Below are 23,821 nucleotides of genomic sequence, written 5' to 3' on the forward strand. Positions count from 1 at the left end.
ATTGGTGATAGAACATCCTGACCCTTGACTCGCGGCGGGTGGGGACCCAAGCATGGAGTCCCCATCCTTTTTCCGCTCCGGGACCCCCATCATGAAGCTGCGCTATTCCACCACCTCGCCCTATGCCCGCAAGTGCTGGGTGGTCGCCGCCGAGACCGGGCTGGAATCCCGCCTGGACTTCGTGGTGACCAACGCCTGGTCGCCGGAGACCGACCTGCCCAACGACAACCCCCTGGGCAAGGTTCCCTGCCTGATCACCGAGGGCGGCGAGGCGCTGTTCGATTCGCCGGTGATCTGCGAATACCTGGATTCGCTCCATGACGGGCAGAAGCTGTTTCCGCCGGTGGGGGGCGCGCGCTGGGAACAGCTGCGCCTGGCCGCCCTGGCCGACGGCATCCTCGACGCCGCGGTGGGCAAGCGCATCGAGCTGACCATGCGGCCCGAGGACAAGCGCTGGAGCGACTGGACCGACCGCCAGACCCGCGCCATCGTCCGGGCCCTGGACGTGATGGAGGAGGAATGCGCCGGCTGGGGCCGCGACTTCCTGATCGGCCAGATCGGCGCGGCGGTGGCCTTGGGCTATCTCGACCTGCGCTTCAAGGCCGAGGACTGGCGCGCCGCCCACCCCAATCTGGCCAAGTGGTATGCCGAGGCGGCCAAGCGCCCCTCCATGGTCAAATCCGAACCCAGGGAGTGATGGTGCAGACCGCCGAAACCGTCATCGCCCGGCTGGGGCTGACGCCCCATCCCGAGGGCGGCCACTACGCCGAGACCTGGCGGCACGCCCCCGAAGGCGGCGGACGGGGCGCGGGCACGGCCATCCATTACCTGCTGAAGGCGGGCGAGCGCTCCCACTGGCACCGGGTCGATGCCACCGAGATCTGGCACTACCATGCCGGCGATCCGCTGCGCCTGCTGCTGTCGGGCGACGGGCGGGAGACGCGCACGGTTCTGCTGGGTCCCGATCTGGACGCCGGGCAGGTTCCCCAGGTGATCGTGCCGCCCCATTGCTGGCAGGCGGCCGAACCCACGGGGGCCTGGACCCTGGTGGGCTGCACTGTATCCCCGGCCTTCGAGTTCGCCGGTTTCGAAATGGCCCCCAAGGGATGGAGCCCGGGACAATGAAGCTTCACCGTCTGGCCGCCATCGTGTCGCTGTCCGTCCTGGCCGCCTGTGCCGGGTCCGACACGGTGAGCGGCCGCCTGCCGCCCGGCTTCGTGGCCGACGCCGCCGAGATCGTCGCCGGCGCCGATTGGGCGGTGCCCGAGGAGGTGCGGGTGACCATCGAGGGCCATGCCTTCAAGCCGTCCCAGTGGACCTTCCGCCGCGACCGCGCCACACGGCTGGTGCTGGTCAACGCCACCGGGTCCGACCACGGCCTGTCGGCCCGCCAGTTCTTCGCCGACATCGCGGTGGAAAGCGTGCGCGGCGAAGGCCTGGTGCTGAAAGGCCCCTGGATCGAAAGCCTGTCCATTCCGGCGGGGCAGACCAAGGAATTGTGGTTCGTGCCGGCCCGTTTCGGCTCCTACGCCTTCGAATGCTCGGCCATCGGCCACCCCAGCTTGGGCGAGCGCGGCGTTATCGACGTGGTGCGCTGACATGATGAACCGGGTCGCCGCGCTGATCTTCGATGTGGACGGCACCCTGGCCGAGACCGAGGAAGCGCATCGCTACGCCTTCAACCGCGCCTTTTCCGAATCCGGCCTCAGCTGGACCTGGAACCAGGCCATCTATCGCCAGTTGCTGAAGGTGTCGGGCGGCAAGGAGCGCATCCTGGCCTTCGCGCCCGACGCCTCGCCCGAACTGGTGGCCGGGCTGCACAGCCGCAAGAACCAGATCTACACCAAGATGGTGGCCAGCGGGCAGGTGTCGTTTCGCCCCGGAATCGAATCGCTGATCTCGTCGGCGCGGGCCCAGGGGCTGAAACTGGCCATCGCCACCACCGCGACACGAGCCAATGTGGAAGCGCTGCTGGGCGCCCGCAAGGCCTTCTTCCACACCATCGCCTGCGCCGAGGACGTGCGCCGGAAGAAGCCCGACCCCGAAGTCTACGCCCTGGTGCTGAAGCGCCTGGACCTGGCCCCCGACAAGTGCCTGGTGCTGGAGGATTCCCCCAACGGCCTGATCGCCGCCACCGCCCTGGGCCTCAAGGTGATCGTGACCCCCAGCCTGTATACCAGGGGGCTGGATTTCTCGGGCGCCTGCGCCGTGTTGCCCGATCTGGGCGGTGTGACCCTGGCCCGGCTCATCGATCTCAAGGGATGAGCGAAAGCCTGGGCGAACTTGCCGCCCGCATGCGGGCATGCCGGGTGTGCGAGGCCAGCCTTCCCCTGGGACCCCGGCCGGTGTTCCGCCTGTCGGAAACCGCCCGGTTGCTGATCATCGGCCAGGCGCCGGGCACCAGGGTGCACGAGACCGGCATTCCCTGGAACGACCGTTCCGGCGACCGGCTGCGCCTGTGGCTGGGTCTCGACCACGAGACCTTCTACGATTCGTCGCGCATCGCCATCCTGCCCACCGGCCTGTGCTATCCCGGCCGCCTGCCCCGGGGCGGCGATCGTCCGCCCCGGCCGGAATGCGCGCCGCTGTGGCACGGGCCGGTGCTGGAGCATCTCCCCGAATTGCGCCTGACCCTGCTGGTGGGAAGCTACGCCCAGGCGTTTCATCTGGGGGAACGGCGCAAGGCCACGCTGACCCGGACGGTGGCGGCGTGGCGCGACTATCTGCCGCGCTTTCTGGTGCTGCCCCATCCCTCGTGGCGGACCACCGCCTGGGAGGCCAAGACCCCGTGGTTCGGGAGCGAACTGCTGCCCGAGGCGCGGCGGCGGGTGGGCGCCACCCTGGCCTGAAAGGTTTGTTAACACCGGTCCGCTACCATCGCTCACCGGCTTTTTCCGGCTTCGGATGAGGAGACGACGCGGCATGCAGGTGAGCAAGACCCCCCTCGATGGCGTTCTGTTGATCACGCCGCCGACCATCTTCGAGGACTTTCGCGGCCAGTTCGTGGAAACCTACAACCGCGAGCTCTACAACGAAGCCGGCATCACCGTCGATTTCATCCAGGACGACATCTCCGTCTCGTCGCGCCACGTGCTGCGCGGCGTCCACGGCGATGCGGCGACCTGGAAGCTGCTGTCATGCCTGCATGGCAGCCTGTACCTGATGGTGATAAACAACGATCCCGCCTCTGCGCAATACCGCCAGTGGACCTCGTTCACCCTGTCGGAGAAGAACCGCCAGCAGGTGCTGGTTCCTCCTAAGTTCGGTAACGGCCATCTGGTGCTGAGCGAGCAGGCCATCCTCCATTACAAGCAGAACACCACCTATTGCCGCGAGGGCCAGTTCACCATCATGTGGAACGACCCGGCCTATGGCATGTGGTGGCCCATCAGCAACCCGATCCTGTCCCGGCGCGACCTGGGGCTCGGCTGAGCGTGGCGGGGGCCTGTCTTGCGGCGGTGACGGCCGTCATCCTGGCCGGCGGCAAGGGCACCCGCATCGCCGGGCTGTTTCCCGGCATTCCCAAGCCGATGATTCCGGTGGCCGGCCAGCCCTTCCTGCATTGGGTGGTGCGCTGGCTGGACCAGCGCGGGATCGGCGACATCATGATCAGCGTCGGCCATCTGGCCGGGGCGATCGAGCAATGGGCCGCCGGGAAACCCCACGGCATCACCCTGCGCACCGTGGCCGAGACCGAGCCGCTGGGCACCGGCGGGGCGGTGGTGTCCTGCCTGGATGCCTGCCGCGACTGGGTTCTGGTGCTCAACGGCGATTCCCTGGTCGAGGTGGATCTGGCGGCCATGGTCGAGCGTGTCCGGCGTGACGGCCTGGACGGCGGCGTGGTCGGCGTGCGCGTCGCTGATGCCAGCCGCTACGGGTCGCTGGCGGTGGGGCCTGGGTTCCTGCTGACCGGTTTCGCCGAGAAGCGGGCCGGGGCGGGGCTGATCAATGCCGGGGTCTATCTGTTCCGCGCCGAGCTTTTGCGGCGCTTCCCATCGGGGCAACCGCTCAGCATGGAAACCGACATCATGCCGGCCCTGCTGGCAGGCGGCGCTCATCTGGCGGTGGAGGAGAGCACTGGTCCCTTCCTCGACATCGGAACGCCGGAATCGGTGGTTCTGGCCGAAGATTTCGTCGGCGGGCTGTTCGGCGCCATCTAAGTAATTTCTTAAGCGAGTCGGGCGTCTGATGATCGCCGGCGCACCCTGCCTCGACTGTCCAGAATGGGCTTTGACCGATGTCGTTCGTAGTCTCGAGAACACCGTTCCGCGTGTCTTTTTTTGGGGGAGGGACCGACTATCCGGCCTGGTACCTGAAACATGGCGGTGTCGTGCTGTCGGCGGCCATCCGCCAGTACTGCTACATCACCTGCCGGTACTTTCCGCCCTATTTCGAGACCGCCCACCGCATCGTCTGGTCCCATATCGAGGTGGTGTCGTCGTTCCGCGAGATCCTGCACCCGGCGGTGCGGGTGGCGCTGCCCGCGCTGGGCTTTCGCGACGACCAGGGGCTTGAGATCCATCACCAGGGCGACCTGCCGGCGCGGACCGGCATCGGCTCCAGTTCGTCCTTCGCCGTCGGCCTGATCAATGCGCTGAAAGCGCTGAGGGGCGAGACCATCAGCCGCCACGAACTGGCCCTGGCCGCCATCGATCTCGAACAGAACCTGCTGGGCGACACGGTGGGCTCCCAGGATCAGGTGGCGGCGGCCTATGGCGGGCTGAACCTGATCCGCTTCAACACCGACGGCTCCTTCGTGGTCGAGCCGCTGGGCCTGTCTGCGGAAGCCCTGGCGGCCTTCGAAAGCCGCCTGCTGCTGGTCTATACCGGCAGCAAGCGCTTCGCCTCGGACATGGCGAAGAAACTGGTCGAGAACATCGAGGACAAGAACGATCGCCTGCGCCGCATGTATGATTTGACCTTCGAGGCGGCCAACACCCTGCGGGAAGGCCGGTTCGACGATTTCGGCCGCATGCTGGACGAGACCTGGCAGATCAAGCGCAGCCTCGATCCCTCCATCAGTACCTCGGCCATCGACCAGATCTATCAGGCGGCCCGGGCGGCGGGGGCTCTGGGCGGCAAGCTGATGGGGGCCGGCGGGGCCGGCTTCATGGCCTTCTACATTCCCGAAGGCGCCGAGCAGTCGGTGCGCTCGGCCCTGGACGGCCTGATCCAGGTGCCGTTCCAGGTGGACCACGACGGCGCGGCCCTGCTGGAGGTCTATGCCAACCTGCCGCGTGATCAGAACCGATGAGCCCACTGGGCGCAGGAGCACCGCGCCTCATATTTGAGGCTCGATTCTCTAGCGGCAAACGTGATCAAGAACGTCGTGCAGCCGACGCAATTGAGGCTCGATGTCGAAGGGGTGGTTGCCGACGAAAAAGCCGTAGTCATGGGCAATGTCGGCATTGGGGGCTCCGCCGTTGACCACCTCGTAGTCATAGTGCTTAAGCACGTCGTGGCGCAGGAAATTGCCGCCGGTAATAATGCGGAAGCCGATGTCCGCCTCGCCGAGAGCCTTGAACACCTTGTTGCGGTCAGGGTTACGGGCCGGATTGAGGATTACCGTAAAGGAAAAGGCCGAGCTCTTGCCGTTTTCCTTCTGGATGATGAACCGCTCATCACCGCCGAGAAGCTGCTGAAACAATTGGAGGTTCTTGCGGCGAATCGCGGTGAAGCCGGGCAGCTTCTTCAATTGCTCGCGTCCGATGGCGGCCTCGATCTCCAGCGGGCGGACGTTGTAGCCCGGAAGGATGAAGCGGTAGGCCTCGTAATGATCGTTGGATTTCCTGGAATAGATCGAACTGTCCGGGGGCAGGTCGCGGGTCCAGCCGTGAGCGCGCATGCTGCGGCACAAATCGGCCAGTTCGTCGTCGTCCGTCAGAACGATGCCACCTTCCATGGTCGAGATGTGATGGGAGAAAAAGAAGCTGAAGGTATTGAGGTCCCCGAACGTGCCGCACTTCTTGCCGTTCAATTCGGCGTCCATGCTTTCGCAATTGTCTTCGATGAGGTACAGGCCGTGTTTGTCGGCGAAGGCGCGGATCACGTCCATTGCCGCCGGATTACCCAGAATCGACACGGCGACGATGGCGCGGGTCTTCGGCGTCAGGGCCTTTTCCAGCAAGGATGGCGCCATGTTGAGGGTCTGAAGGTCGATGTCTGTGAACTTCAGCCTCAGGCCGTATTGTTGCAGCGGGTGGTAGGTGGTCGCCCACGACAGCGCCGGCACGATCACTTCGTCGCCGCGCTGGAGCGGCCGCTCCTTCTTGTAGAACAGCGCGGCGGTGGCGATCAGATTGGCGGACGATCCCGAATTCACCATTATGCCGTGCTTGGCGCCGAAATAGGCCGCAAATTCGGCTTCGAACGCCTTGACCTCGGCACCCATTGTGGTGAAGGTCGAGTCGATAACCCGCTTGGCAGCCGCGATTTCCTCTTCCCCCCAGCTTGGGGCGGCCAGTTCATAGAACATCGGTCAATTCCGTTCCAGGAGAGTTTGCAATCAGCATTGGCAAGGGACGTGGAAGCAGACGGCCGGGAGGGAAATTGCACAACCGCACTATTTGGCCAGCCAGAGCCAATTCCTTCAGTTGTGGCCAGAGCCAGGCCATAGGTGTTCTGCTCCCTCTTCCTTCTTATTTGGTTTATTTGGCACCCGGCAATCTGCACTGTCAAGCAGTCATTCCCGCCCATTGTCCCGTGATCCCTGCTCTTCCAAGGGTCGGGGCGTCGCCGAGTGATTCCACCTTCCGGGCTGGCGGGAATTTAGCTATTCTGCCGCCGTTCCGAGGGGGCTTCGGCTGGGAGATGTCGGACGAAGACAGGGGGGGGCTGCGCCCGTCTGCCAGCCATTTTCTTTTCACCCAAAGTGATGACTGTTTCGTAACCCGGCCTGGAATTCGGCTAGGGCCTGCCGGAATGGACTGGAGATTCGAATGGATGCCGCGCAAGCCTTCAACGAAGCCGTAACCGCCCTTCATGAGGGGCGTTTTCTGGATAGCCAGAAGTTGTGTCTCGAGATCCTCAACCAGGATCCTCGCCATTTCGGCAGTCTGATTATTATGGCAACTCTGCATCAACAGGTGGGAAACTTCCAGGAGGCCATCAATCTTCTGACTCACGCAGGGTCGTTCCAGCTCTTCAATGACTGGCAATTCGTGCTGTTCGCCCGGGCGCTGGCGGCGGTGGGGCGGAAAGGCGAGGCGGTCGATCAGTATTTGAAGGCGCTGGTCGCCAATCCCGATATCCGTGCGACGACGCCGGATCTCTACGCCTTGCTGGAAGAGAAGCGGCGGGAGCCGGACCTGCCCCACCATCCGTTTCCGTCACCTCCGTGGAAGGCGTCGTTGGTGGCGGACCGCGCCTTCATGGAAAACCGTATCTTCACCCCCATGCCCGATACCTATCTCAGCCATTGGCCGATTTCCAATTGGGTCGCCTTGCGCGCGGCCATGGCGACCTGCGGCATCGATCTGGCGACCTACGACATCAACCCGCCGGAAACGTCGGATCTCATCTTTTACGTCAACGTCAATTCCATGCGCCACCTGCCGGAGGGAGAGGAGATCAGCCGTTCCGTGCTGCTGGCTTACGAGCCGGCGGTGGTTATCGCCCGCAACCGTGATACGGCGGTGCACGAACACTTCGCCAAGGTATTCATTGCCGACGATTCGCTCGTGGACAATGTGAAGATTTTCAAAATGCCCATGGCCTATTGCGAGGTGCCGGCCACGCGCCCCCAATTCGACGCCCGCAGCAAGACAAAGCTGTGCACCATGGTGAACAGTGCCAAGTATTGGCCTTATTTCAATGAGTTGTACAGCCAGCGCATGGCGCTGATCCGCTGGTTCGAGGAGCATCATCCCGAAGATTTCGAGTTCTACGGGGCGGGCTGGAAGGCGGCGGAGTACCCATCCTACCGGGGGGCGATCAGCAACCGGGAAAAGGTGTCCATTCAGGCTCCTTACCGGTTTGCCGTCTGCTACGAGAACAATTCGGACTCGCCCGGCGCCATCACCGAAAAGATTTTCGACTGCCTGCTGGGCGGCTGTGTCCCCATCTACTGGGGTGTTCCCAATATCACCGCCTATGTGCCCAAGACATGCTTCATCGATCGCCGGGATTTCGCCACCAACGAGGAGCTTTACAACTACCTCAAGGGCATGGGGGACGATGAATTGCAGGGATATCTGGACAGCATCTCCGACTATCTGGTGGGGGATCGGTGCCGATACTTCACGGACCAGTGCTTTGCGTCGACGATTCTGCGCCAGGTTCTGGGGATGCTGCCTTAGCTGGTGCCTCTTGTGATTTTAGGGATTTTCTCTCGGTAGGATGCGTGATTCATGGTGGTCGGGTATTACTCAGTTGACTCCTGACGCTTTAGGTACAAACTTGCCTAGTGATCGAGGTGCGTGGATATATTGAGCGTGAGATGATGGAGGGCGGTGCATTGAATCAGGTGGCGGGAACATCCGTAGAAAATGAGAAATTTCTAGCCGCGATTGAACGTGGCGCAGTGTCGGCCAGTGATTTTCTATCGGCATCAAGTGCATTTCTGGAGAATTCAGATCTGTATGATCAGGTTTGCCGGAAGTGGATGAGGCATTATCAGGGCTGGGATATTATCGGTGTGTTAGCACTATTTGCTGATGTTTTAAAGTCTAACGGTAATATTTTTGGGGCGCTTCAAATTTACCGCAAGATGTTGGCGGAGTTCCAATTGGATCCGGCTATTTTGTCCCAGATCAGACTTCTGCTCAATCAAGTTGGCTTTGATCAATATGCTCAGAATCAATACATTGCAAGTCCGATGATTGACGCCGAAATGGTGAGGGGGGGGGATGCGATTCTAAAGAGAATTTCACGTGGGGGGTTGTCATTCTCAGAGCTGTTGGTTTTGTTGAACAGCGTTGATCGCGCTACTAAAATTATTTTATTGATGAAGTGGGTCGGATTTCACCGGCTATCTCCATTTTGCGGGGTTGCTTTGGCGTATTCTGCGATCAACCGATACTACTCCGGAGACCGTGAGGGGGCTTTTGAATGGTTTGAGTCTGCGCGAGGCTTGAAGGGGGCGGAGGCTTTTTGCTGTGCGGCTCTGCACAAAATCCATGGTAAGAAGTACAAAAAAAATAGCGATGCCAGATATAACTGGAGCAAATTTATTGCAGGAGTCTCTGCTCATCTTGATGAAAAATATGAAGATGCGATTGCAATATATGATGAGCTTGCCGGGGATAACCCAACTGAGAAAGATATTATTCTTTCAATCGGGTTGCTTGCTATTGATTGTAATTTTGGTGGTCGTATTGATGCTCTTGCCCATTTAAAAATGGGACTCTGAGGCTTGTCTTAATTTTATAGGGGTAGTGTCATGAGGAGATTTCCGCACTTTAGCCAGCCGAGGTCGTCAAGGTATTCGTCATTTTACGATATAGTATATCAAATGTATGAGCCCTACACATTGATAGATAGGGAGTACTATGTGGATAATCTGTCTATCGTTGATCATTTTTCAACTTTTTTCTCTGGAGATATTGTTGAATGCGGGACATGGAAGGGGGGGATGGCCTGCGGAATGATGGCTGTTTGTGGTTCTGGAAAAAAATACCATTTTTTTGATTCTTTTGAGGGGCTTCCTCCGCCGCGGGATATTGATGGGGGGGCGGCGATGAGCTTGCATCAAAAGCCTTATTATTATAATAATAACAGGGCTGACTATGATGAGTTTTGTCAACTTGTGTATGCGCAATCTGTTCCTCGTGAGAATATAAGTATATATAAGGGGTGGTTTTCTGATACGTTGCGTCAATACAGTGGTGGCCCGATATCTGTTCTCCGCTTGGATGGTGACTGGTATGATTCAACGATGCAGTGTTTGCGTGGGCTTTGGGATCTTGTTGAGCCTGGTGGTGTTGTAATTATTGATGATTACATAGCGTTTTCTGGATGCTCCAGGGCTGTTCATGACTTTTTATCCAGTATATCGTCAATTTCGAGAATATCTAGGACGCCTAGAACCGAGGTTGCGTATATTTGGAAATGTGATGGTGCGTATGCGCCATAGTATATATTTCTTGCTTATGACTTGATTTCACAGAGGAATCTGCGCGCAATCCTTATTTTGTCGGTTATAATATGTCAAACAATTGATCGAGTCGCGGTGTATGGAGGATTTTGCTGTATAAGCAATCTATTTTGCTTTTGGAGCGACAGGCCATACAGCTATGCAGAACCGACATCCGAAACTTTAGTTCTGCGCCGCCCCTGAGGGCGCTGGCAACTCTCCTCCATAGCTTGGTGTGGCAACTTTTGCCCCCAGGACCTGCCGCGCCTGACACGCCGCTACAACTGGCACCGGCTCCATGGTATCGTGACGCCACGGACGCCTGTGAGCCGGCTCGCGCCTGACCGGGGGCAACCTCTTGTCACGCCTCGGCTGGATGCGGTGCGGCGATGGTTGTGATATTTTTTGATCCGAGGGACGGGCTTGTCACGGACAAGCGGTTTCCTTCTGTAGGCTCCCGTTGCTGTTTGGGGTGTACCCCGGCACTTGGGGGCGCCTGAGAGGAAAAGGGCAGTTAGATGGCAAAGGCCGTAGATGTTCTGTTCATTCACCCCGGTGACGCGAAGAAGATTTATCAGGGTTTGGCCGCCGATTTTGCCGCCATCGAGCCGCCTCTGTTCGCCGGCCTCTATGCCAATTACGTCCGCTCCAAGGGCTTGGTTCCGGCCATCTACGACGCGCCGGCCATGCGGGCCAGCGCCGAAGAGACCGCCCGTGTCGCCACCGAAGAATATCGCGCACGCCTGATTGTGATCGTGGTTTACGGCCAGCAGCCTTCCGCCTCGACCCAGAACATGGGCGCCGCCGGCCGTATCGCCCGCCGGATCAAGGAACGCGATTCCGGGCAGAAGATCATGATGGTCGGCACCCATCCCGCCGCCCTGCCCGAGAGCACCCTGCGCGACGAGGCCATCGACTTCGTCTGTGACCTCGAGGGGCCGGCCACCATCTACAAGACCGCCCGGGCGCTGATCGACGGCCAGGGCAACCTGGGCGACATCCCCAGCCTGTGGTGGCGCGATGGCGAGGCCATCGTCAAGCCGAATTCGGCCGAGCCGCTGATCCGCGATCTGGACGCCGAGTTGCCGGGCATGGCCTGGGACCTGCTGCCCATGGAGCTTTACCGCGCCCACAACTGGCACTGCTTCACCCACATCAACGAGCGTTCGCCCTACGCCTCGATCCACACCTCGCTGGGCTGCCCCTACAAGTGCAACTTCTGTTGCATCAACACGCCCTTCGGGCGGTCTTCGTATCGCATGTGGAGCCCCGAGAAGGTGGTGGCCGAGATCGACCACCTGGTCGAGACCTATGGCGTCAGGAACATCAAGATCGCCGACGAAATGTTCGTCCTGAACAAGCGTCATGTGAAGGCCATCTGCGAATTGCTGATCAGCCGTCCCTACACCGTCAACATCTGGGCCTATGCCCGCGTCGATTCGGTGGACGAGGAATTGCTGCCGCTGTTGAAGCAGGCCGGCGTCAACTGGCTGTGCCTTGGCATCGAAAGCGCGAGCGACAGCGTCCGCGATGGTGCCGACAAGATCTACACCATGGACGACATCAAGGATGTGTGTAGCCGCATTCAGGCGGCCGGCATTTTCATCATCGGCAACTTCATCTTCGGCCTGCCCGACGATACGCCGGAACGCATGCAGGCGACCCTGGATCTGGCTCTCGAACTCAATTGCGAGTTCGCCAATTTCTATTCGGCCATGGCCTATCCGGGATCACAGCTTTATCGCGACGCGGTGGCCCAGGGGCTGGAACTGCCCGAGACCTGGGACGACTTCTCGCAGCACGGCTATAAGTGCAAGCCCCTGGCCAACCAGCACCTGACCGCCCGGCAGATTCTGGAATTCCGGGACCGCGCCTTCATGACCTATTTCACCCACCCGCCCTATCTGGAGATGGTGCGCGAGAAATTCGGCCAGGAGGTGGTCGATCATATCAAGAGCGTGATTTCGATCCCGCTGAAGCGCCAACTTCTGGAAGCAGCCGAGTAGGACATCCGCCATGGGATTCGACATGAAGACGGTGAACGTGGCCGAGTTGATCAAGCGTTCGCAATGGCTGCGGCAGGCATTGTTCGAAATGGTGGTCAAACATCAGGCCGGTCACCTGCCCTCCAGTTTCTCGATGGCCGAGATTCTGGTGTCGCTGTATTACGGCGGCGTCGCCCGCGTCACCCGCGGCAACCCCAAGGATCCCAACCGCGACCGCATCCTGGTCTCGAAGGGCCACGCCGCCATGTCGCAGTACCCGATCCTGGCCGATTTCGGGTTTTTCCCGGCCGAGGAACTGGACCGCTTCACCCAGTTGGACGGTCTCCTGGGCATGTACGCCGATTTCCGCATCCCCGGCATCGAGGGCATCTCCGGCTCGCTGGGCCACGGCGTCGGGATGGGGGCCGGCATCAGCCTTGCCGCCCGCATCGACGGTCAGAAACACCGGACCTTCGTCATCCTGGGCGACGGAGAGAATTACGAGGGGTCGATCTGGGAAAGCGCCATGTTCGCCGCCCATCACAAACTTGATAACCTGGTGGTGATCGTCGATCGCAACCAGCTGTGCATCCTGGGCCGTACCGAGGAGTTGCTTGAACTGGGCGACCTCGAGGACAAGTGGCGGTCGTTCGGTTGGGACGCGGTCACTGTCGATGGCCATTCCTACAAGAGCCTGCTGCCCGCCTTCGAACGCATCGGCAGGAACGGCAAGCCCACCGCCATCATCGCCAACACGGTGAAGGGCAAGGGCGTGTCATTCATGGAAGGCCAGGCGGTTTGGCACAACCGGATGCCCAGCGAGCAGCAGGCGTTGCAGGCTCGCCGCGAATTGGCCGTTAACTGCATCATCGATTAAGGGGGCGGATCTCTTGGCCAACGCAACTCTCATGCGCGACGCCTTCATCGACTATATCTACGATGCGGCGAAGGCAAACTCCAACCTGATGTTCCTGTCGGCCGATTTCGGCGCCAAGGCACTGGACCGTTTCCGCGAGGACCTGCCGAACCAGTTCCTCCACACCGGTATCGCCGAGCAGAACATGGTCGATCTGGGGGCCGGCCTTGCCATCGCCGGCAAGCAGGTCATCCTGTACGCCATGGCCCCCTTCCTGACCGCCCGCTGCTACGAGCAGATCAAGGCGGTGCTGTGCGCCATGAACCTGCCCATCGCCCTGGTCGGCGTCGGTGCGGGGCTGGGCTACGACCACGCCACCCTGACCCACTTCACCCCCGAGGATATCGCCTCGACCAAGGCGTTGAACCACATGGAAGTGTGGTCCATGGCCGATTCGCCCAGCGCCCTGGCCCTGGCCGAGTTGATCGCCGAGCAGCCGGCCCTGCGCTATGTCCGCCTGGAGCGCCAGCCGATGCCGCCGATTTACGGCACGGTCGGCCGTGCCGATCTGGAGCGCGGCTATGGCCATCTGCGCCAGGGACGCGACCTGTGTATCGTCGCTTGCGGCTACATGACCCACAAGGCGCTGATTGCCGCCGACCAGTTGGCGGCCGAGGGGATTTCGGCCGGCGTGGTCGATCTGTTCCGTATCAAGCCTCTGCCGGCCGACCTCGTCGGCCTGCTGGCCGGATATGGCGCCGTGATCAGCGTCGAGGAGCAACTGCTCGAGGGCGGCTTCGGCAGCGGCGTTCTCGAAGGCCTCGCCGACGCCGGAATCATGCGCCCGTTCAAGCGCCTGGGCCTGCGCAACGGCTTCGACGTCACCAACGGCGATCGCGACCAGTTGCATGCCAAGTACGGCATCGACATCCCCGATATCGTGGCGGCGGCCCGTTCGCTGGGCGGCAAGGCTGTCTGAGCGGAAGGGCGCGGCATGCCACGCATCAAGGTGACGTCGACCTCGTTCTCGCAAAATCCGCTGCTGGCCCAGGAATTGCGGGCCGTGTTTCCAGACGCCGTCCTGAATGAGGAAGGCCGCCGCCTGGCGGGGCCGGATTTGGCCGCCTTTCTGGCCGACGCCGACGGGGCGGTGATCGGGCTGGAAAAGGTCGATTCCGCACTGCTGGATGCCTGCCCCCGGCTGAAGATCGTCGCCAAATACGGTGTCGGCCTCGACAACATCGACATCCCAAAGTGCCAGGACCGGGGTGTCGCCATCGGCTGGACAGGCGGAGTCAACCGCCGTTCGGTCGGCGAACTGGCCCTGTGCTTCATGCTGGGCCTGTGCCGCAACGTGTTCCGCACCTCGACCCTGATGCGCGGTGGCGTGTGGGAAAAGAATGGCGGGGTCCAACTGTCCGGCAAGACGGTGGGCATCATCGGACTGGGCCACACCGGTCGCGAGGTGGCTCGCCTGCTCGAACCCCTGCATTGCCGGGTGCTCGCCAACGACATCCTCGACATGGGCGATTACTGCCGGGACAACGGCATCATCCCCGCGGGCAAGGAGCAGATTTTCGCCGAGGCGGACGTGCTGACCCTGCATGTTCCGTGCACGCCTTTGACGACCAGACTGGTCAATGCCGACACCCTGAGGGCCATGAAGCCTTCGGCGGTCCTGATCAACACCTGTCGGGGGGAGGTGGTGGACCAGGAGGCGCTGAAGGCTGCGCTGAAACAGGGCACCATCGCAGCGGCGGCCATTGATGTGTACGAGGAGGAACCTCCCACCGACATGGAACTGTTGCTCCTGCCGAACCTGGTGTGCACGGCCCATATCGGAGGAAACGCCCACGAGGCGGTGGTGGCCATGGGGCGTTCCGCCATCGGGCATCTTACGGACTATTTCGGTTAGGGAAGAAAACCACCCCGGTGCTCAAGGGGGCGATCATGCTGCGACGGCAGCCGCTATCGCGCCTTTCCGCCTTCCGGATGATCCGGAACTCGGTCTGCGGCAACGTCTGAGAGAGGCCCTTGGCGATACCGAAGGCGCGAGATTGGAAAGGAATACAGATGAAAACCATCGTCTTCGGCGGCAGCGGGTTCCTCGGCTCCTATGTGGTGGACGAGCTGACACATCGTGGCCACGACGTGGTTATCTTCGACCGCCAGCCATCGCCATATCGTCCCGACCTTCCTTTTATCCTGGGGAACATCCTTGATCGTGAGGCGGTCGCGGCGGCGGTGAAGGGATGCGACTATGTTTACAACCTGGCCGGAGCGGCCAACGTAGAATTGTCCATCGACTCTCCGCTCGAATATCTGGAGGTCAACATCATTGGCAACGCCAATGTCCTGGAAGCAGCCCGGCAGGCCGGCGTCAGCCGCTTCATATATGCCAGTTCGGCCTACGCGCTCTCAGACCGCGGCGCTTTTTACGGGACCTCGAAGCGCACCTCCGAAAAAGTGATCGAATTGTACCAGGAGCATTACGGCCTGAATTACACCATCTTGCGGTACGGTTCGGTCTACGGGACACGCTCGGATAACAGCAACCGCATCTACCGCCTGCTGAAACAGGCCTTGACCGAGGGCAAGGTGGTATTTCCCGGCAGCGGCTCCGAGGAGCGGGAATACATTCACTGCGCCGATGCCGCGCGGCTATCCGTGGACATCCTCGGCGACTGGGGCTGCAACGAGACCTTCATCCTGACCGGGATGGAACGTTTCAGCTATAAGGAACTGCTCAATCTGATCAGCGAAATCATGGGCGGGAAGGTGAAAATCGAACTTCAGGAAGGCAATTACAAGGGGCACTACAACCTGACCCCCTACCATTTCAACCCCAGCTTGGGGAAGAAGCTGATCAGCAACCCTTGCATCGATTTCGGCCAGGGGCTTCTGGATTGCATTACGGCCCTGCACAATGAATTGCTCACTCCCGACGAGGTGATCGTGGAAGGACCTCGGAAGGACGGCTGATACCAAGATGCGATGATCGAAACCGATCATCGCATCTCCTGCCGCCGGGGGCGTTCTCAGACGTTGCCGTAGATCGCGTTGCGGATCATCCTAAAGCCCTTGACCAGTTCCTTGATGCCGTCGTCCAGGGAATGGGCCGGGCGCCAGCCGGTGCCCTCGATCTTGGCGTTGGAGACGATGTAGTCGCGCTTGTCCATGTCCTCGCCGATGGGGGCCTCGACGGCGACGAATTCGGGCACGTGGCGGCGGATGCGCTCGGCCAGCTGGATCTTGGACAGGTTGGCGTCGGACAGGCCGACGTTATAGGCCTGGTCGCGCATGGTCTCGAAATTGTCCAGACCGTGCATGAAGGCCCGCGTCACGTCGCGGATATGGATGTAATTGCGGATGAAGTGCCCTTCGAACAGCACCACCGCCCGGTCGTTGACCGCCCGGTGGACGAAGTCGTTGACCAGAAGGTCGATGCGCATGCGCGGCGCCATGCCGAACACGGTGGCCAGGCGGAAGCTGATGGCGTTGCCGCGGTCCAGCAGCGCCCTTTCCACCTCGACCTTGTGAACGCCGTAAAGGGAAATGGGGCGCAGCGGCGTTTCCTCGGTGCATTCCTTGCCGGCCTCGCCGATGCCGTAGCCGGAATTGGTGATGGGCATCAGCACTCGCTGCTCCTTGGACAGCATCTTGAACAGATTGATCTGGCCGTCGAGGTTGAGCGAGGTGGCGCCGATGGGGTCCTGGTTGCACAAGGGCGCGCCCACCAGCGCGGCCAGCGGGATCACCACATCCGTATCGGCCAGCAGCCTCTTCAAGAGCGCCTGATCGCGGGCGTCGCCCTTGATCACGTCGAACTTGGGGTTGGCGCAGCAATGGGCCAGCGAGTTCTGCTTGAACATGAAATTGTCGAGCACGGTCACGGTGTGACCGGCGGCAAGCAGTTCGGGGACCATGATCGAGCCGAGATAGCCGGCTCCGCCGGTGACCAGGATCTTGTAAGGCATGGTGACGAATTCTCCCTTGGGCTTGGTCGGTCTCGGTTCAGGCGGTCTGCTTGCGCGCCAGGGCCCACACCATCAGCGGCACGTCGGGCTCGTTCTGCAGGGAATGGGAATAGGGGTCGTAGATGGCCGCCTGGTCGAAATTGGCGATGACGCACCAGCGGTTGCCCCACGACCCGGTCTTGATGTCCTCGGACCGGAAGCCGGCCGCTTCCAAGAGGTTGCGCAGGCCCATCTCGGTCCAGCGGGAATAGTCGCTGGGATCGGCATGGACCCGGAACATGAACGGCGTGGTGACCAGCAGGTAGCCGCCCTCGTTCAGGCTGGCATAGAGGCACTGGATGGCGACCCACGGGGTGGGGACGTGTTCCAGCACCTGCTCGGCGATCACCATGTCGAAGCCGGTGCCGTCGCCCTTGCGCAGCACGTGCTTGGTGATGTCCACCTGGGGATAGATGGCGACGGCATAATCGCGGAAGCCGAAATTCTGCCAGCCGTTGCCCGACACCTCGACCGCCGACATGCAGGCGTAGTCCAGCTGCGACACCAGCTTCTTGGTTTCCTGGTTCATGACGATGCGGCACCAGTGGACGTCGGCCGGCGACATGATCTGGTTGCGCCGCAGCCAGTGGTCCTTGAGGCGGGTGATGTCGCGCTCGAGACCGACCATCTGGGTCAGCTTGGCGTTGTAGAGGTCGGGATGGATGCGGTCGAAGGAGGCGGGCGGGCGGTCGCTGGCGTGGCCCTTGCGGAAGACCAGCAGGTTCTGGCGGCACCACAGGTCGATGCGTCCGTCGTTCCAGATGGCTTCGCGGACGCTGTCGTCGGCGCCGAAGCCATGGGCGGCGAAGGCTTCGACCCAGAAGGAATGCCAGCGGGGATTGGTGATGCCGGTGTCGATCTGGCCGGGGATGGTGGCGGCCATCACCACCGTATCGGCCAGCGCCGCCAGTTCGGCCACCAGGGACTCGGTGCGTTCGGGGGCGATGCGGTCGGCGGCGGCCAGGCACAGCGCCAGGTCGTAATGCCGGTCGGCCTTCACCGGCTGGGCCAGCTCCTCGGGGCCGGCGGCCAGCACCTTCTGTTCCTTGACCTTGCGCTTGGGCAGCTTGGCCAGCAACGCGGTGGCGCCGCCGCCCACGTCGCAGACCGAGGTGACGGGCGGCAGGCGTTCCAGCAGCAGGGGAACCAGCGCCCCGGCGGCATCGGCCTCCAGAAGCGGGGCGGGGAGCGGGGTCATCTCGCTGGCGTTGTCATCCATGGAACTCTCCGTCGCTGGTGCTTGCCGCAAGCTGTCGATGGGGGCCTGGGGCGGCGGGATCAGGACAGGACGAAGAAGGCGTTGCCCTCGGGCCACGCGCTGGTCCAGTTCTCCTTGACGCCCTTGAAGGTGTGACTGAAGCGGTCGACGTTCCATCCGGTCTCGGCGAACAGCCGGGTCCACCAGGCGGCGGTGCGCGCCGTGATGTGGGTGATGTCCTTGTCGTAGTCGGGGATGACGAAATTGGGGCTGTCGTCGCTGATGCCCAACGGGATCACCGCGAACATGCGCTTGACCTTGGGCCGCGCGCGGGCCAGCAGCTTGCGCAGATCGGGTTCGGCGATGTGCTCGAACACGTCCTTGGACAGCATCCAGTCGTATTCGCGCTCGAAGGCGGCCGGATCATCGCAGCCTTCCACCACCCGGCAGAAATGGCGGACCTCGGAGGGGGCCTGATCGATGGCGTAGGCCGACAGGTCGACGCCGTAGGTGTCCACGTCCAGGATGCGCATGGCCTTGACCAGGAAGCCCTTGGCGCAGCCGTAATCCAGCACCAGCTGGCCGGGATCGATGGGCAGCTGGTTGATGATGAAATGCGCCATGCGCAGCGTCGCCTCGGGCATCCATGAATAGTTCATGTAGCCGGAGATGCCGATCACCGCGCCGCGTTCGAAATAGGCCTCGCCGTAGACCGATGCTTCGATGGCCTTCTGGCCGTCAGGCTGTTGCATGGAAGACATTCCCCTCTCCCCCGTCATTCTGTCATGGGAAGTTGATGTGTTCGAGATCCGGGTTGGGCCGGATGGACTGGTATTCGGTGCGCGACGCCAGCTCCTTGACGAAGCGGTTGTTGCGCATGAACAGGCACGACGTGCAGTTCTTCCTGGGATCGAAGAAGGGGTGCACCTTCTCGGTGAACAGGCGGCTCACCTCGGTGTTGGGCACCGTCCCCCACTTGGAGGGGTTGAACTTGCGCTCGGAGATGTTGACGTTGCCGTCGGTCTCCTCCTCGGCCAGCACGGTCACCGAATCACAGGGGTAGCAGAACGAATGGCCGTTCTCCTCGTGCCCGGTGGTGTCCCAGAAGACGTTGTAGGACTGCAGGAAGCACTGTCCCTTGTCCCACAGCTCGTCGGCCTCCTGGGGCGTGCCGTGATACTTGAACTGCTGGAACAGCCCGCCGGTGGGCACGCCCTTGTCGTCGATATGGCCGCCCTTGAACAGCATCTCGGCCAGGTCGCGGTGGGCGAGAAGCTGGGAGTCGCGGGTCAGGTTGCAATCGGTGAGCAGCCGTACATAGTCGAAGCCGTTGGCCTTCAGCATGCCCGACAGCCGCTCCAAGATGCCGTCCTTGGCCCAGGGGCCGAACACGAAGGACATGCCCACCGTGACGTCCGGGTTGTTGCGCACCGTGGCGGGGATGTACTGGTCCTCGAAGCGGCCCTCGGGATAGAAGGGCGAGGCGTCCTCGGGCGTGATGGACAGCCGGATCCACTTGAAGCGGCGGTAGACCTCTTCCGGCACCTTCTGGGGAAAGCCGTTGGTGATCAGGCCGAGATCGATGTCCAGCGTCGCCAGCCATTCCACGAATTCGGCGAAGTGGGGCCACAGATTGGGCTGGCCGCCGCCCGACAGGATCAGGCCGCGCAGGCGGATGTCGGACCCGGTCAGCGCCTTGTAGCGTTCGTTGTATTCGGGGAAGTTCTTGCGGTTGAACTCGGCCTGCTCGAAATACAGGGCCTCGACGAAGGCCTTGGCCTCCTCCAGGCTGACGGAATCACGCTTGTTGCGCGCGATGGTCGAGCAGAACTGGCAGCGCGACGAGCAGACCTGATGATTGGTCATGGTGGCGCGGATCAGGCTGCCGTAGCCGGTGTCGCGCAGCTTCTCGAAGATGGGCCAGTGGGCTTCCAGCTTGGCGCCGGTGGCGGTGAAGCTCTTTTCGGTGTTGGTCAGGGTGTGGCGCACGCCCTCGGGCGTGATGCGCTGGCCGCTGCGCGCCCCCAGCTTTCCGGCCGCCAGGTCGGCGGCGTGGATGTTGAGCGACTCGGTGTCGCCGCGCCGCTCGAAGTGCTCCATGATGAAGGCGGCCACTTCGGCGGTGATGGGGCGCTTCTCGATCAGCTTGCCGTCGTCGTCCAGCAGGTTGAAGCTGGTGTGCACCGCCTTGTGCTTGCCCTCGGCCTTGGCATACAGGGTGAGTTCCATGCGGCCGCTTTTGGCGTTGGCGGCGTAGACCAGCCGGTAGCGGTCTGTTTCACGCTCTAGTTGTGGCATGGCCTGGGTCACGGGAGACACTCCTTCCTTGCCGCCGAGGATGGCGGCAAATGCGTTAACAACGGATGAAGCGGCGGCTTTGCGCCGGTCCGGAGTTTAGATGTGGCCCCGCACTGGGGCGCCTGCTACCCTCTCGTGCCATCAGAAGGGGGGAGTGGCCCATGCTCGACAACACGGCCGTGTATCAGGTCAATCTGGACCACCGGACCGACCGCTGGCAGCAATGCCTGGAGAACCACGCGGCCATGGGGTTCGAGTCCATGGGCATCCAGCGGGTGTCCGCCGCCCACGAGCAGGGCTACGCCCATCTGGGCTGCACCAAGTCGCACCTGAAGGCCTACACCCGCTTCCTCACCGAGGATTCGCGCGACTACATCATGGTGCTGGAGGACGATTTCGACTTCCGCATCACCCGCGACGAGCTGGCGCAGCGCATGGCGTTCCTCGATTCCACCGGTCTTGCCTGGGACGCGATGCTGCTGACCGCGTCGCAGATCAACGGCTTCGCCACCGAGCATCCCGGCCTGGGCCGCGTGTTCGAGTCGCTGACCACCGCCGGCTACATCACCCGGCGGACCTATGTGCCCAAGCTGATGGAAATTTTCGTGGAATCGCTCGCCAACCTCGAGAAGTTCCGCCGGTTCGAGCCGCGCGACCTGATCACGTCGCGCTTCGCCAGCGACGTGCTGTGGCAGCGCCTGCAGCGGGCCGACAACTGGTACGTCTTCGTGCCGGCGGCGGGCGAGCAGCGGCCGTCCTATTCCGACGCCATGGGCGGCTACGTGGACTACCGCTCCATCTCCATCTGAGGGTGCTGGCTTCGATCAGCGCACGCCGCCCTAATCCGTCGGCCGCGCCATTCCGAAGCTTTGCTGAATCTCGGCGAAGATCATGATCAGTTGGCGCTGCACCCAGTCGAGGAATTCGTGCAACCCCATGGCGATCACGTCGTCGATGGTCTTTTCCGTCAGTACGGCGCGCAGTTCATCCATCAGCTCCAGCGCCTTGACCCCGCCGCGCAGCTGATAGCGGGTGCGCAGCTGGGACAGCAGCCATTCCATCTGGCGCACGCACAAGATCACCGAGCGCGGGAAGGAATCCGAGAACAGCAGGAAGGCCGCCACCGATCTCGGCGTGATCTTGCCCGCCATCACCCGGCGCGATGCCTGATAGCCGGCCACCGCCTTCAGCAGGGCGTTCCAGTGGCTGGTGTCGAGCGCCGAACCCACGTCCTCGGGCCGCGGCAGCAGGGTGTGGTACTTGATGTCCAAAAGGCGGGTGGTCTGGTCGGCGCGTTCGATGGACTTGCCCAGGTGATAGAAGTAGTGGGCCTGGTCGCGGTAGAAGGTGCCCTCGGTGATGCCCATGTGCAACTGGCAGGCCTCCTTGATCTCCTCGCACAGGGCGACGAGGTTGGCGGGCGCCACGGCATTGGCCGACAATCCCGTCATCCAGCTGTTCATGCGGTTGATCTGGCGCCACATCTCGATGGAGATCAGCGGGCGCAGCGTGCGGGCGTTTTCCCGCGCCGCCTTGACCGAGGACAGGATGGAATTGGGGTTGTCGGAGTCCAGGATGTAGAAGTGCGGCACCGTCTTGGCATCGGCCACCCGGTGGCGGGTGAAGAAGCGCTCCCCGTCGGCGTTGATCTGCACCACCGCCAGCCAGTTGCGCCCGGCCCGGTCGCGGGCGAAGGTTTCGGCCACCCCCAGGATGCGGGCCAGATTCTCGGCCCGCTCCATGTAGCGGGCCAGCCAGATGATGCAATCGGCGTTGCGGGCAAGCAATTCAGTCATTTTATGCGTCCCCCGCCAGTACCCAGGTGTCCTTGGATCCGCCGCCCTGGCTCGAGTTGACCACCAGCGATCCCTCCTTCATGGCCACGCGGGTCAGGCCGCCGGCCAGCACCCTGGTCGAGGCGCCGGTCACCGCGAAGGGACGGAAGTCCACGTGGCGGGGCTGGGTGCCCTTATCGGTGAGCGTGGGCGACACCGACAGGCCGATCATGGGCTGGCTGATGTAATTGGCGGGGTCGGCCTTGAGCTTGGCGCGGAACTCGTCGATCTCGGCCCGCGTCGCCTTGGGGCCGAGAATCATGCCGTAGCCGCCCGATTCGCCCACCGGCTTGACCACCAGATGCTCCAGGTTGTCCAGGGTGTACTTCAGCCCCTCCGCCTCGCGGCAGATGAAGGTCTCGACGTTGGGGAGGATGGCGTCCTCGCCCAGGTAATACTTGATGATGCGCGGCATGTAGGCATAGACCGCCTTGTCGTCGGCCACCCCGGTGCCCGGCGCGTTGGCCAGCGAGACGTTGCCCTTGCGGTAGGCCTCCATCAGCCCGGGCACGCCCAGCATGGAATCGGGGCGGAACACCTTGGGGTCGAGGAAGGCATCGTCGATGCGGCGATAGATGCTGTGGACCGGCGCCCGTCCGGCGGTGGTCCGCATGTAGACCCGGTCGTTCTCCACCACCAGATCGCGGCCTTCCACCAGGGGCACGCCCATCTCGCGGGCCAGGAAGACGTGCTCGAAGAAAGCCGAATTGTAGATGCCGGGCGACAGCAGCACCACGCAGGGCTCCTCGACGCCCGAAGGCGCGATCTCTTCCAGGGCCCGGCGCAGCATCAGGCCGTAATCGTCCACGGCCCGCACCCTGGTGCCTTCCATCAGATCGGGGAAGCATTGCAGCATCAGGTTGCGGTTCTCGACCACGTAGGACACGCCCGACGGCGTGCGGGCATTGTCCTCCAGTACCCGGAACAGGCCGTCCTGGTCGCGGATCAGGTCGATGCCGCACACATGGGAATAGGTGCCGCAGGGCACTTTCATGCCGCGCATGAAGTCGTGGAAATTGGCGTTGCCCAGCACCAGATCGGCGGGCACCACCTTGTCGGCCAGAATCTTCTGGCCGCCGTAGAGGTCGGCCAGGAACAGGTTGATGGCGGCGACCCGCTGGACGATGCCGGCCTCGAGCCGCGACCACTCGGCGGCCGTGATGACGCGGGGCAGCACGTCGAAGGGCAGGATGCGGTCGATGGCGTCCTTGTCGGAATAGACCGTGAAGGTGATCCCTAGGTCGAACAGCTCCTTCTCCGCCCGGGCGGCGCGGCGGCGCAGATCGTCGGGGTCCAGCGCGTTGAGGCGTTCGGCGATGGCGGCCAGCTCCGCGCCGCCTTCATCGCGGGCCGACAGCGCCTCGCAGAAGAATTCGGTCGGGTCGTAGCCCGAAAGCAGGCCGGGGCCGGGCAGGGTGAGTCGTGGCCGGGTCATCGTCGTGGTCCCCCTTATCGGCGCTCTTCGGGATGCGGCGCGTTTTGCAGTCTATCGCGGCAATTCGAATTGATCAAATTTCAGGCACGCATGGCAGCATGCTGAAATTTGGAGCTTTTGCTGCGA

24 protein-coding genes are annotated in these 23,821 nt (G+C 62.3%); 17 read left to right on the forward strand and 7 right to left on the reverse strand.

Annotated features, from left to right (window positions below; genetic code table 11):
* Positions 1–91 precede the first annotated feature (91 nt).
* The 8 genes from WV31_RS17000 to WV31_RS17035 all read left to right on the forward strand — a co-directional run bounded on the left by WV31_RS17000 (position 92) and on the right by WV31_RS17035 (position 5,254).
* Positions 92–697 carry a glutathione S-transferase gene (locus tag WV31_RS17000; protein ID WP_085375630.1) on the forward strand — a complete coding sequence of 202 codons (606 nt, stop codon included), beginning with the start codon at positions 92–94 and terminating at the stop codon, positions 695–697.
* Positions 697–1,125, forward strand: coding sequence for a cupin domain-containing protein (locus WV31_RS17005; RefSeq protein WP_085374685.1), 429 nt, complete (start codon positions 697–699; stop codon positions 1,123–1,125). The genes WV31_RS17000 and WV31_RS17005 overlap by 1 nt, the downstream gene beginning before the upstream one ends.
* A complete protein-coding gene (locus tag WV31_RS17010) occupies positions 1,122–1,598 on the forward strand; it encodes a hypothetical protein (protein WP_085374686.1) in 477 nt (158 codons plus the stop codon). Before WV31_RS17005 ends, WV31_RS17010 begins: the two co-directional genes overlap by 4 nt.
* A gap of 1 nt (position 1,599) precedes the next feature.
* On the forward strand, positions 1,600–2,265 hold the full coding sequence (locus tag WV31_RS17015; RefSeq protein WP_237051343.1) for an HAD-IA family hydrolase: 666 nt from the start codon (positions 1,600–1,602) through the stop codon (positions 2,263–2,265).
* Complete coding sequence (locus WV31_RS17020) at positions 2,262–2,849, forward strand: uracil-DNA glycosylase family protein (RefSeq protein WP_085374687.1); 588 nt, start codon at positions 2,262–2,264, stop codon at positions 2,847–2,849. Before WV31_RS17015 ends, WV31_RS17020 begins: the two co-directional genes overlap by 4 nt.
* Positions 2,850–2,922: 73 nt before the next feature.
* Positions 2,923–3,432 (forward strand): dTDP-4-dehydrorhamnose 3,5-epimerase family protein, encoded by a 510-nt coding sequence (locus tag WV31_RS17025; RefSeq protein ID WP_085374688.1) that lies wholly within the window; start codon positions 2,923–2,925, stop codon positions 3,430–3,432.
* Between the two features lie 2 nt (positions 3,433–3,434).
* Positions 3,435–4,160, forward strand: a complete 726-nt coding sequence (locus WV31_RS17030; protein ID WP_168185975.1) for a nucleotidyltransferase family protein — start codon at positions 3,435–3,437, stop codon at positions 4,158–4,160.
* A 110-nt stretch (positions 4,161–4,270) separates the two neighbouring features.
* Positions 4,271–5,254: a GHMP family kinase ATP-binding protein gene (locus tag WV31_RS17035; RefSeq protein ID WP_237051344.1), complete on the forward strand. Its 984-nt coding sequence runs from the start codon at positions 4,271–4,273 to the stop codon at positions 5,252–5,254.
* Positions 5,255–5,302: 48 nt separating this feature from the next.
* Here the strand turns inward: WV31_RS17035 and WV31_RS17040 are convergent, their stop codons facing one another.
* A complete protein-coding gene (locus WV31_RS17040; protein ID WP_085374691.1) occupies positions 5,303–6,475 on the reverse strand; it encodes a DegT/DnrJ/EryC1/StrS family aminotransferase in 1,173 nt (390 codons plus the stop codon).
* A gap of 463 nt (positions 6,476–6,938) precedes the next feature.
* On the opposite strand from WV31_RS17040, the gene WV31_RS17045 reads away from it, so the two are divergent.
* From WV31_RS17045 to WV31_RS17075, 8 genes are all read left to right on the forward strand, one after another.
* Positions 6,939–8,297 carry a glycosyltransferase family 10 domain-containing protein gene (locus WV31_RS17045; RefSeq protein WP_085374692.1) on the forward strand — a complete coding sequence of 453 codons (1,359 nt, stop codon included), beginning with the start codon at positions 6,939–6,941 and terminating at the stop codon, positions 8,295–8,297.
* Between the two features lie 107 nt (positions 8,298–8,404).
* Positions 8,405–9,349: a hypothetical protein gene (locus WV31_RS21780; RefSeq protein WP_145980893.1), complete on the forward strand. Its 945-nt coding sequence runs from the start codon at positions 8,405–8,407 to the stop codon at positions 9,347–9,349.
* Positions 9,350–9,490: 141 nt separating this feature from the next.
* A complete protein-coding gene (locus WV31_RS17050) occupies positions 9,491–10,072 on the forward strand; it encodes a TylF/MycF/NovP-related O-methyltransferase (RefSeq protein WP_168185976.1) in 582 nt (193 codons plus the stop codon).
* A 518-nt stretch (positions 10,073–10,590) separates the two neighbouring features.
* Positions 10,591–12,078 (forward strand): B12-binding domain-containing radical SAM protein, encoded by a 1,488-nt coding sequence (locus WV31_RS17055; RefSeq protein WP_085374694.1) that lies wholly within the window; start codon positions 10,591–10,593, stop codon positions 12,076–12,078.
* Positions 12,079–12,088: 10 nt separating this feature from the next.
* Entirely contained in the window at positions 12,089–12,934 is an 846-nt protein-coding gene (locus WV31_RS17060; RefSeq protein WP_206072553.1) for a transketolase, read from the forward strand.
* A 13-nt stretch (positions 12,935–12,947) separates the two neighbouring features.
* Positions 12,948–13,892 (forward strand): transketolase family protein, encoded by a 945-nt coding sequence (locus WV31_RS17065; RefSeq protein WP_145980894.1) that lies wholly within the window; start codon positions 12,948–12,950, stop codon positions 13,890–13,892.
* A 15-nt stretch (positions 13,893–13,907) separates the two neighbouring features.
* Entirely contained in the window at positions 13,908–14,828 is a 921-nt protein-coding gene (locus WV31_RS17070) for a phosphoglycerate dehydrogenase (protein WP_085374696.1), read from the forward strand.
* A gap of 158 nt (positions 14,829–14,986) precedes the next feature.
* The gene (locus WV31_RS17075) at positions 14,987–15,895 is read left to right on the forward strand and encodes an NAD-dependent epimerase/dehydratase family protein (RefSeq protein ID WP_085374697.1); all 909 of its coding nucleotides are present in this window, start codon (positions 14,987–14,989) and stop codon (positions 15,893–15,895) included.
* Between the two features lie 56 nt (positions 15,896–15,951).
* On the opposite strand, the gene WV31_RS17080 is transcribed toward WV31_RS17075, so the two are convergent.
* The 4 genes from WV31_RS17080 to WV31_RS17095 are packed head-to-tail and all read right to left on the reverse strand — an operon-like array spanning position 15,952 to position 20,437.
* Entirely contained in the window at positions 15,952–16,890 is a 939-nt protein-coding gene (locus tag WV31_RS17080) for an NAD-dependent epimerase/dehydratase family protein (protein WP_085374698.1), read from the reverse strand.
* A gap of 37 nt (positions 16,891–16,927) precedes the next feature.
* Entirely contained in the window at positions 16,928–18,148 is a 1,221-nt protein-coding gene (locus tag WV31_RS17085) for a class I SAM-dependent methyltransferase (RefSeq protein WP_085374699.1), read from the reverse strand.
* 59 nt (positions 18,149–18,207) lie between these two features.
* Positions 18,208–18,888, reverse strand: coding sequence for an SAM-dependent methyltransferase (locus tag WV31_RS17090; RefSeq protein ID WP_168185977.1), 681 nt, complete (start codon positions 18,886–18,888; stop codon positions 18,208–18,210).
* Positions 18,889–18,910: 22 nt separating this feature from the next.
* The gene (locus tag WV31_RS17095; protein ID WP_085374701.1) at positions 18,911–20,437 is read right to left on the reverse strand and encodes a radical SAM protein; all 1,527 of its coding nucleotides are present in this window, start codon (positions 20,435–20,437) and stop codon (positions 18,911–18,913) included.
* Positions 20,438–20,586: 149 nt separating this feature from the next.
* Here WV31_RS17095 and WV31_RS17100 point away from each other — a divergent pair, with 149 nt between their 5' ends.
* Positions 20,587–21,234 (forward strand): hypothetical protein, encoded by a 648-nt coding sequence (locus tag WV31_RS17100; RefSeq protein WP_085374702.1) that lies wholly within the window; start codon positions 20,587–20,589, stop codon positions 21,232–21,234.
* Positions 21,235–21,264: 30 nt separating this feature from the next.
* Here WV31_RS17100 and WV31_RS17105 read toward each other — a convergent pair whose 3' ends face one another.
* Positions 21,265–22,221: an alpha-E domain-containing protein gene (locus tag WV31_RS17105; protein ID WP_085374703.1), complete on the reverse strand. Its 957-nt coding sequence runs from the start codon at positions 22,219–22,221 to the stop codon at positions 21,265–21,267.
* A gap of 1 nt (position 22,222) precedes the next feature.
* On the reverse strand, positions 22,223–23,695 hold the full coding sequence (locus WV31_RS17110; protein WP_085374704.1) for a circularly permuted type 2 ATP-grasp protein: 1,473 nt from the start codon (positions 23,693–23,695) through the stop codon (positions 22,223–22,225).
* Positions 23,696–23,821 lie beyond the last annotated feature (126 nt).

Origin of the sequence: Magnetospirillum sp. ME-1, assembly GCF_002105535.1 — a bacterium.
GTDB lineage: Bacteria > Pseudomonadota > Alphaproteobacteria > Rhodospirillales > Magnetospirillaceae > Phaeospirillum.

Coding starts and splice junctions, on each gene's coding strand:
- WV31_RS17000 (WP_085375630.1), top strand. CDS start 92: ATGAAGCTGCGCTATTCCACCACCTCGCCCTATGCCCGCAAGTGCTGG.
- WV31_RS17070 (WP_085374696.1), top strand. CDS start 13,908: ATGCCACGCATCAAGGTGACGTCGACCTCGTTCTCGCAAAATCCGCTG.
- WV31_RS17020 (WP_085374687.1), top strand. CDS start 2,262: ATGAGCGAAAGCCTGGGCGAACTTGCCGCCCGCATGCGGGCATGCCGG.
- WV31_RS17055 (WP_085374694.1), top strand. CDS start 10,591: ATGGCAAAGGCCGTAGATGTTCTGTTCATTCACCCCGGTGACGCGAAG.
- WV31_RS17015 (WP_237051343.1), top strand. CDS start 1,600: ATGATGAACCGGGTCGCCGCGCTGATCTTCGATGTGGACGGCACCCTG.
- WV31_RS17105 (WP_085374703.1), bottom strand. CDS start 22,221: ATGACTGAATTGCTTGCCCGCAACGCCGATTGCATCATCTGGCTGGCC.
- WV31_RS17110 (WP_085374704.1), bottom strand. CDS start 23,695: ATGACCCGGCCACGACTCACCCTGCCCGGCCCCGGCCTGCTTTCGGGC.
- WV31_RS17100 (WP_085374702.1), top strand. CDS start 20,587: ATGCTCGACAACACGGCCGTGTATCAGGTCAATCTGGACCACCGGACC.
- WV31_RS17005 (WP_085374685.1), top strand. CDS start 697: ATGGTGCAGACCGCCGAAACCGTCATCGCCCGGCTGGGGCTGACGCCC.
- WV31_RS17010 (WP_085374686.1), top strand. CDS start 1,122: ATGAAGCTTCACCGTCTGGCCGCCATCGTGTCGCTGTCCGTCCTGGCC.
- WV31_RS17025 (WP_085374688.1), top strand. CDS start 2,923: ATGCAGGTGAGCAAGACCCCCCTCGATGGCGTTCTGTTGATCACGCCG.
- WV31_RS17040 (WP_085374691.1), bottom strand. CDS start 6,475: ATGTTCTATGAACTGGCCGCCCCAAGCTGGGGGGAAGAGGAAATCGCG.
- WV31_RS17080 (WP_085374698.1), bottom strand. CDS start 16,890: ATGCCTTACAAGATCCTGGTCACCGGCGGAGCCGGCTATCTCGGCTCG.
- WV31_RS17090 (WP_168185977.1), bottom strand. CDS start 18,888: ATGTCTTCCATGCAACAGCCTGACGGCCAGAAGGCCATCGAAGCATCG.
- WV31_RS17085 (WP_085374699.1), bottom strand. CDS start 18,148: ATGGATGACAACGCCAGCGAGATGACCCCGCTCCCCGCCCCGCTTCTG.
- WV31_RS17060 (WP_206072553.1), top strand. CDS start 12,089: ATGGGATTCGACATGAAGACGGTGAACGTGGCCGAGTTGATCAAGCGT.
- WV31_RS17075 (WP_085374697.1), top strand. CDS start 14,987: ATGAAAACCATCGTCTTCGGCGGCAGCGGGTTCCTCGGCTCCTATGTG.
- WV31_RS17045 (WP_085374692.1), top strand. CDS start 6,939: ATGGATGCCGCGCAAGCCTTCAACGAAGCCGTAACCGCCCTTCATGAG.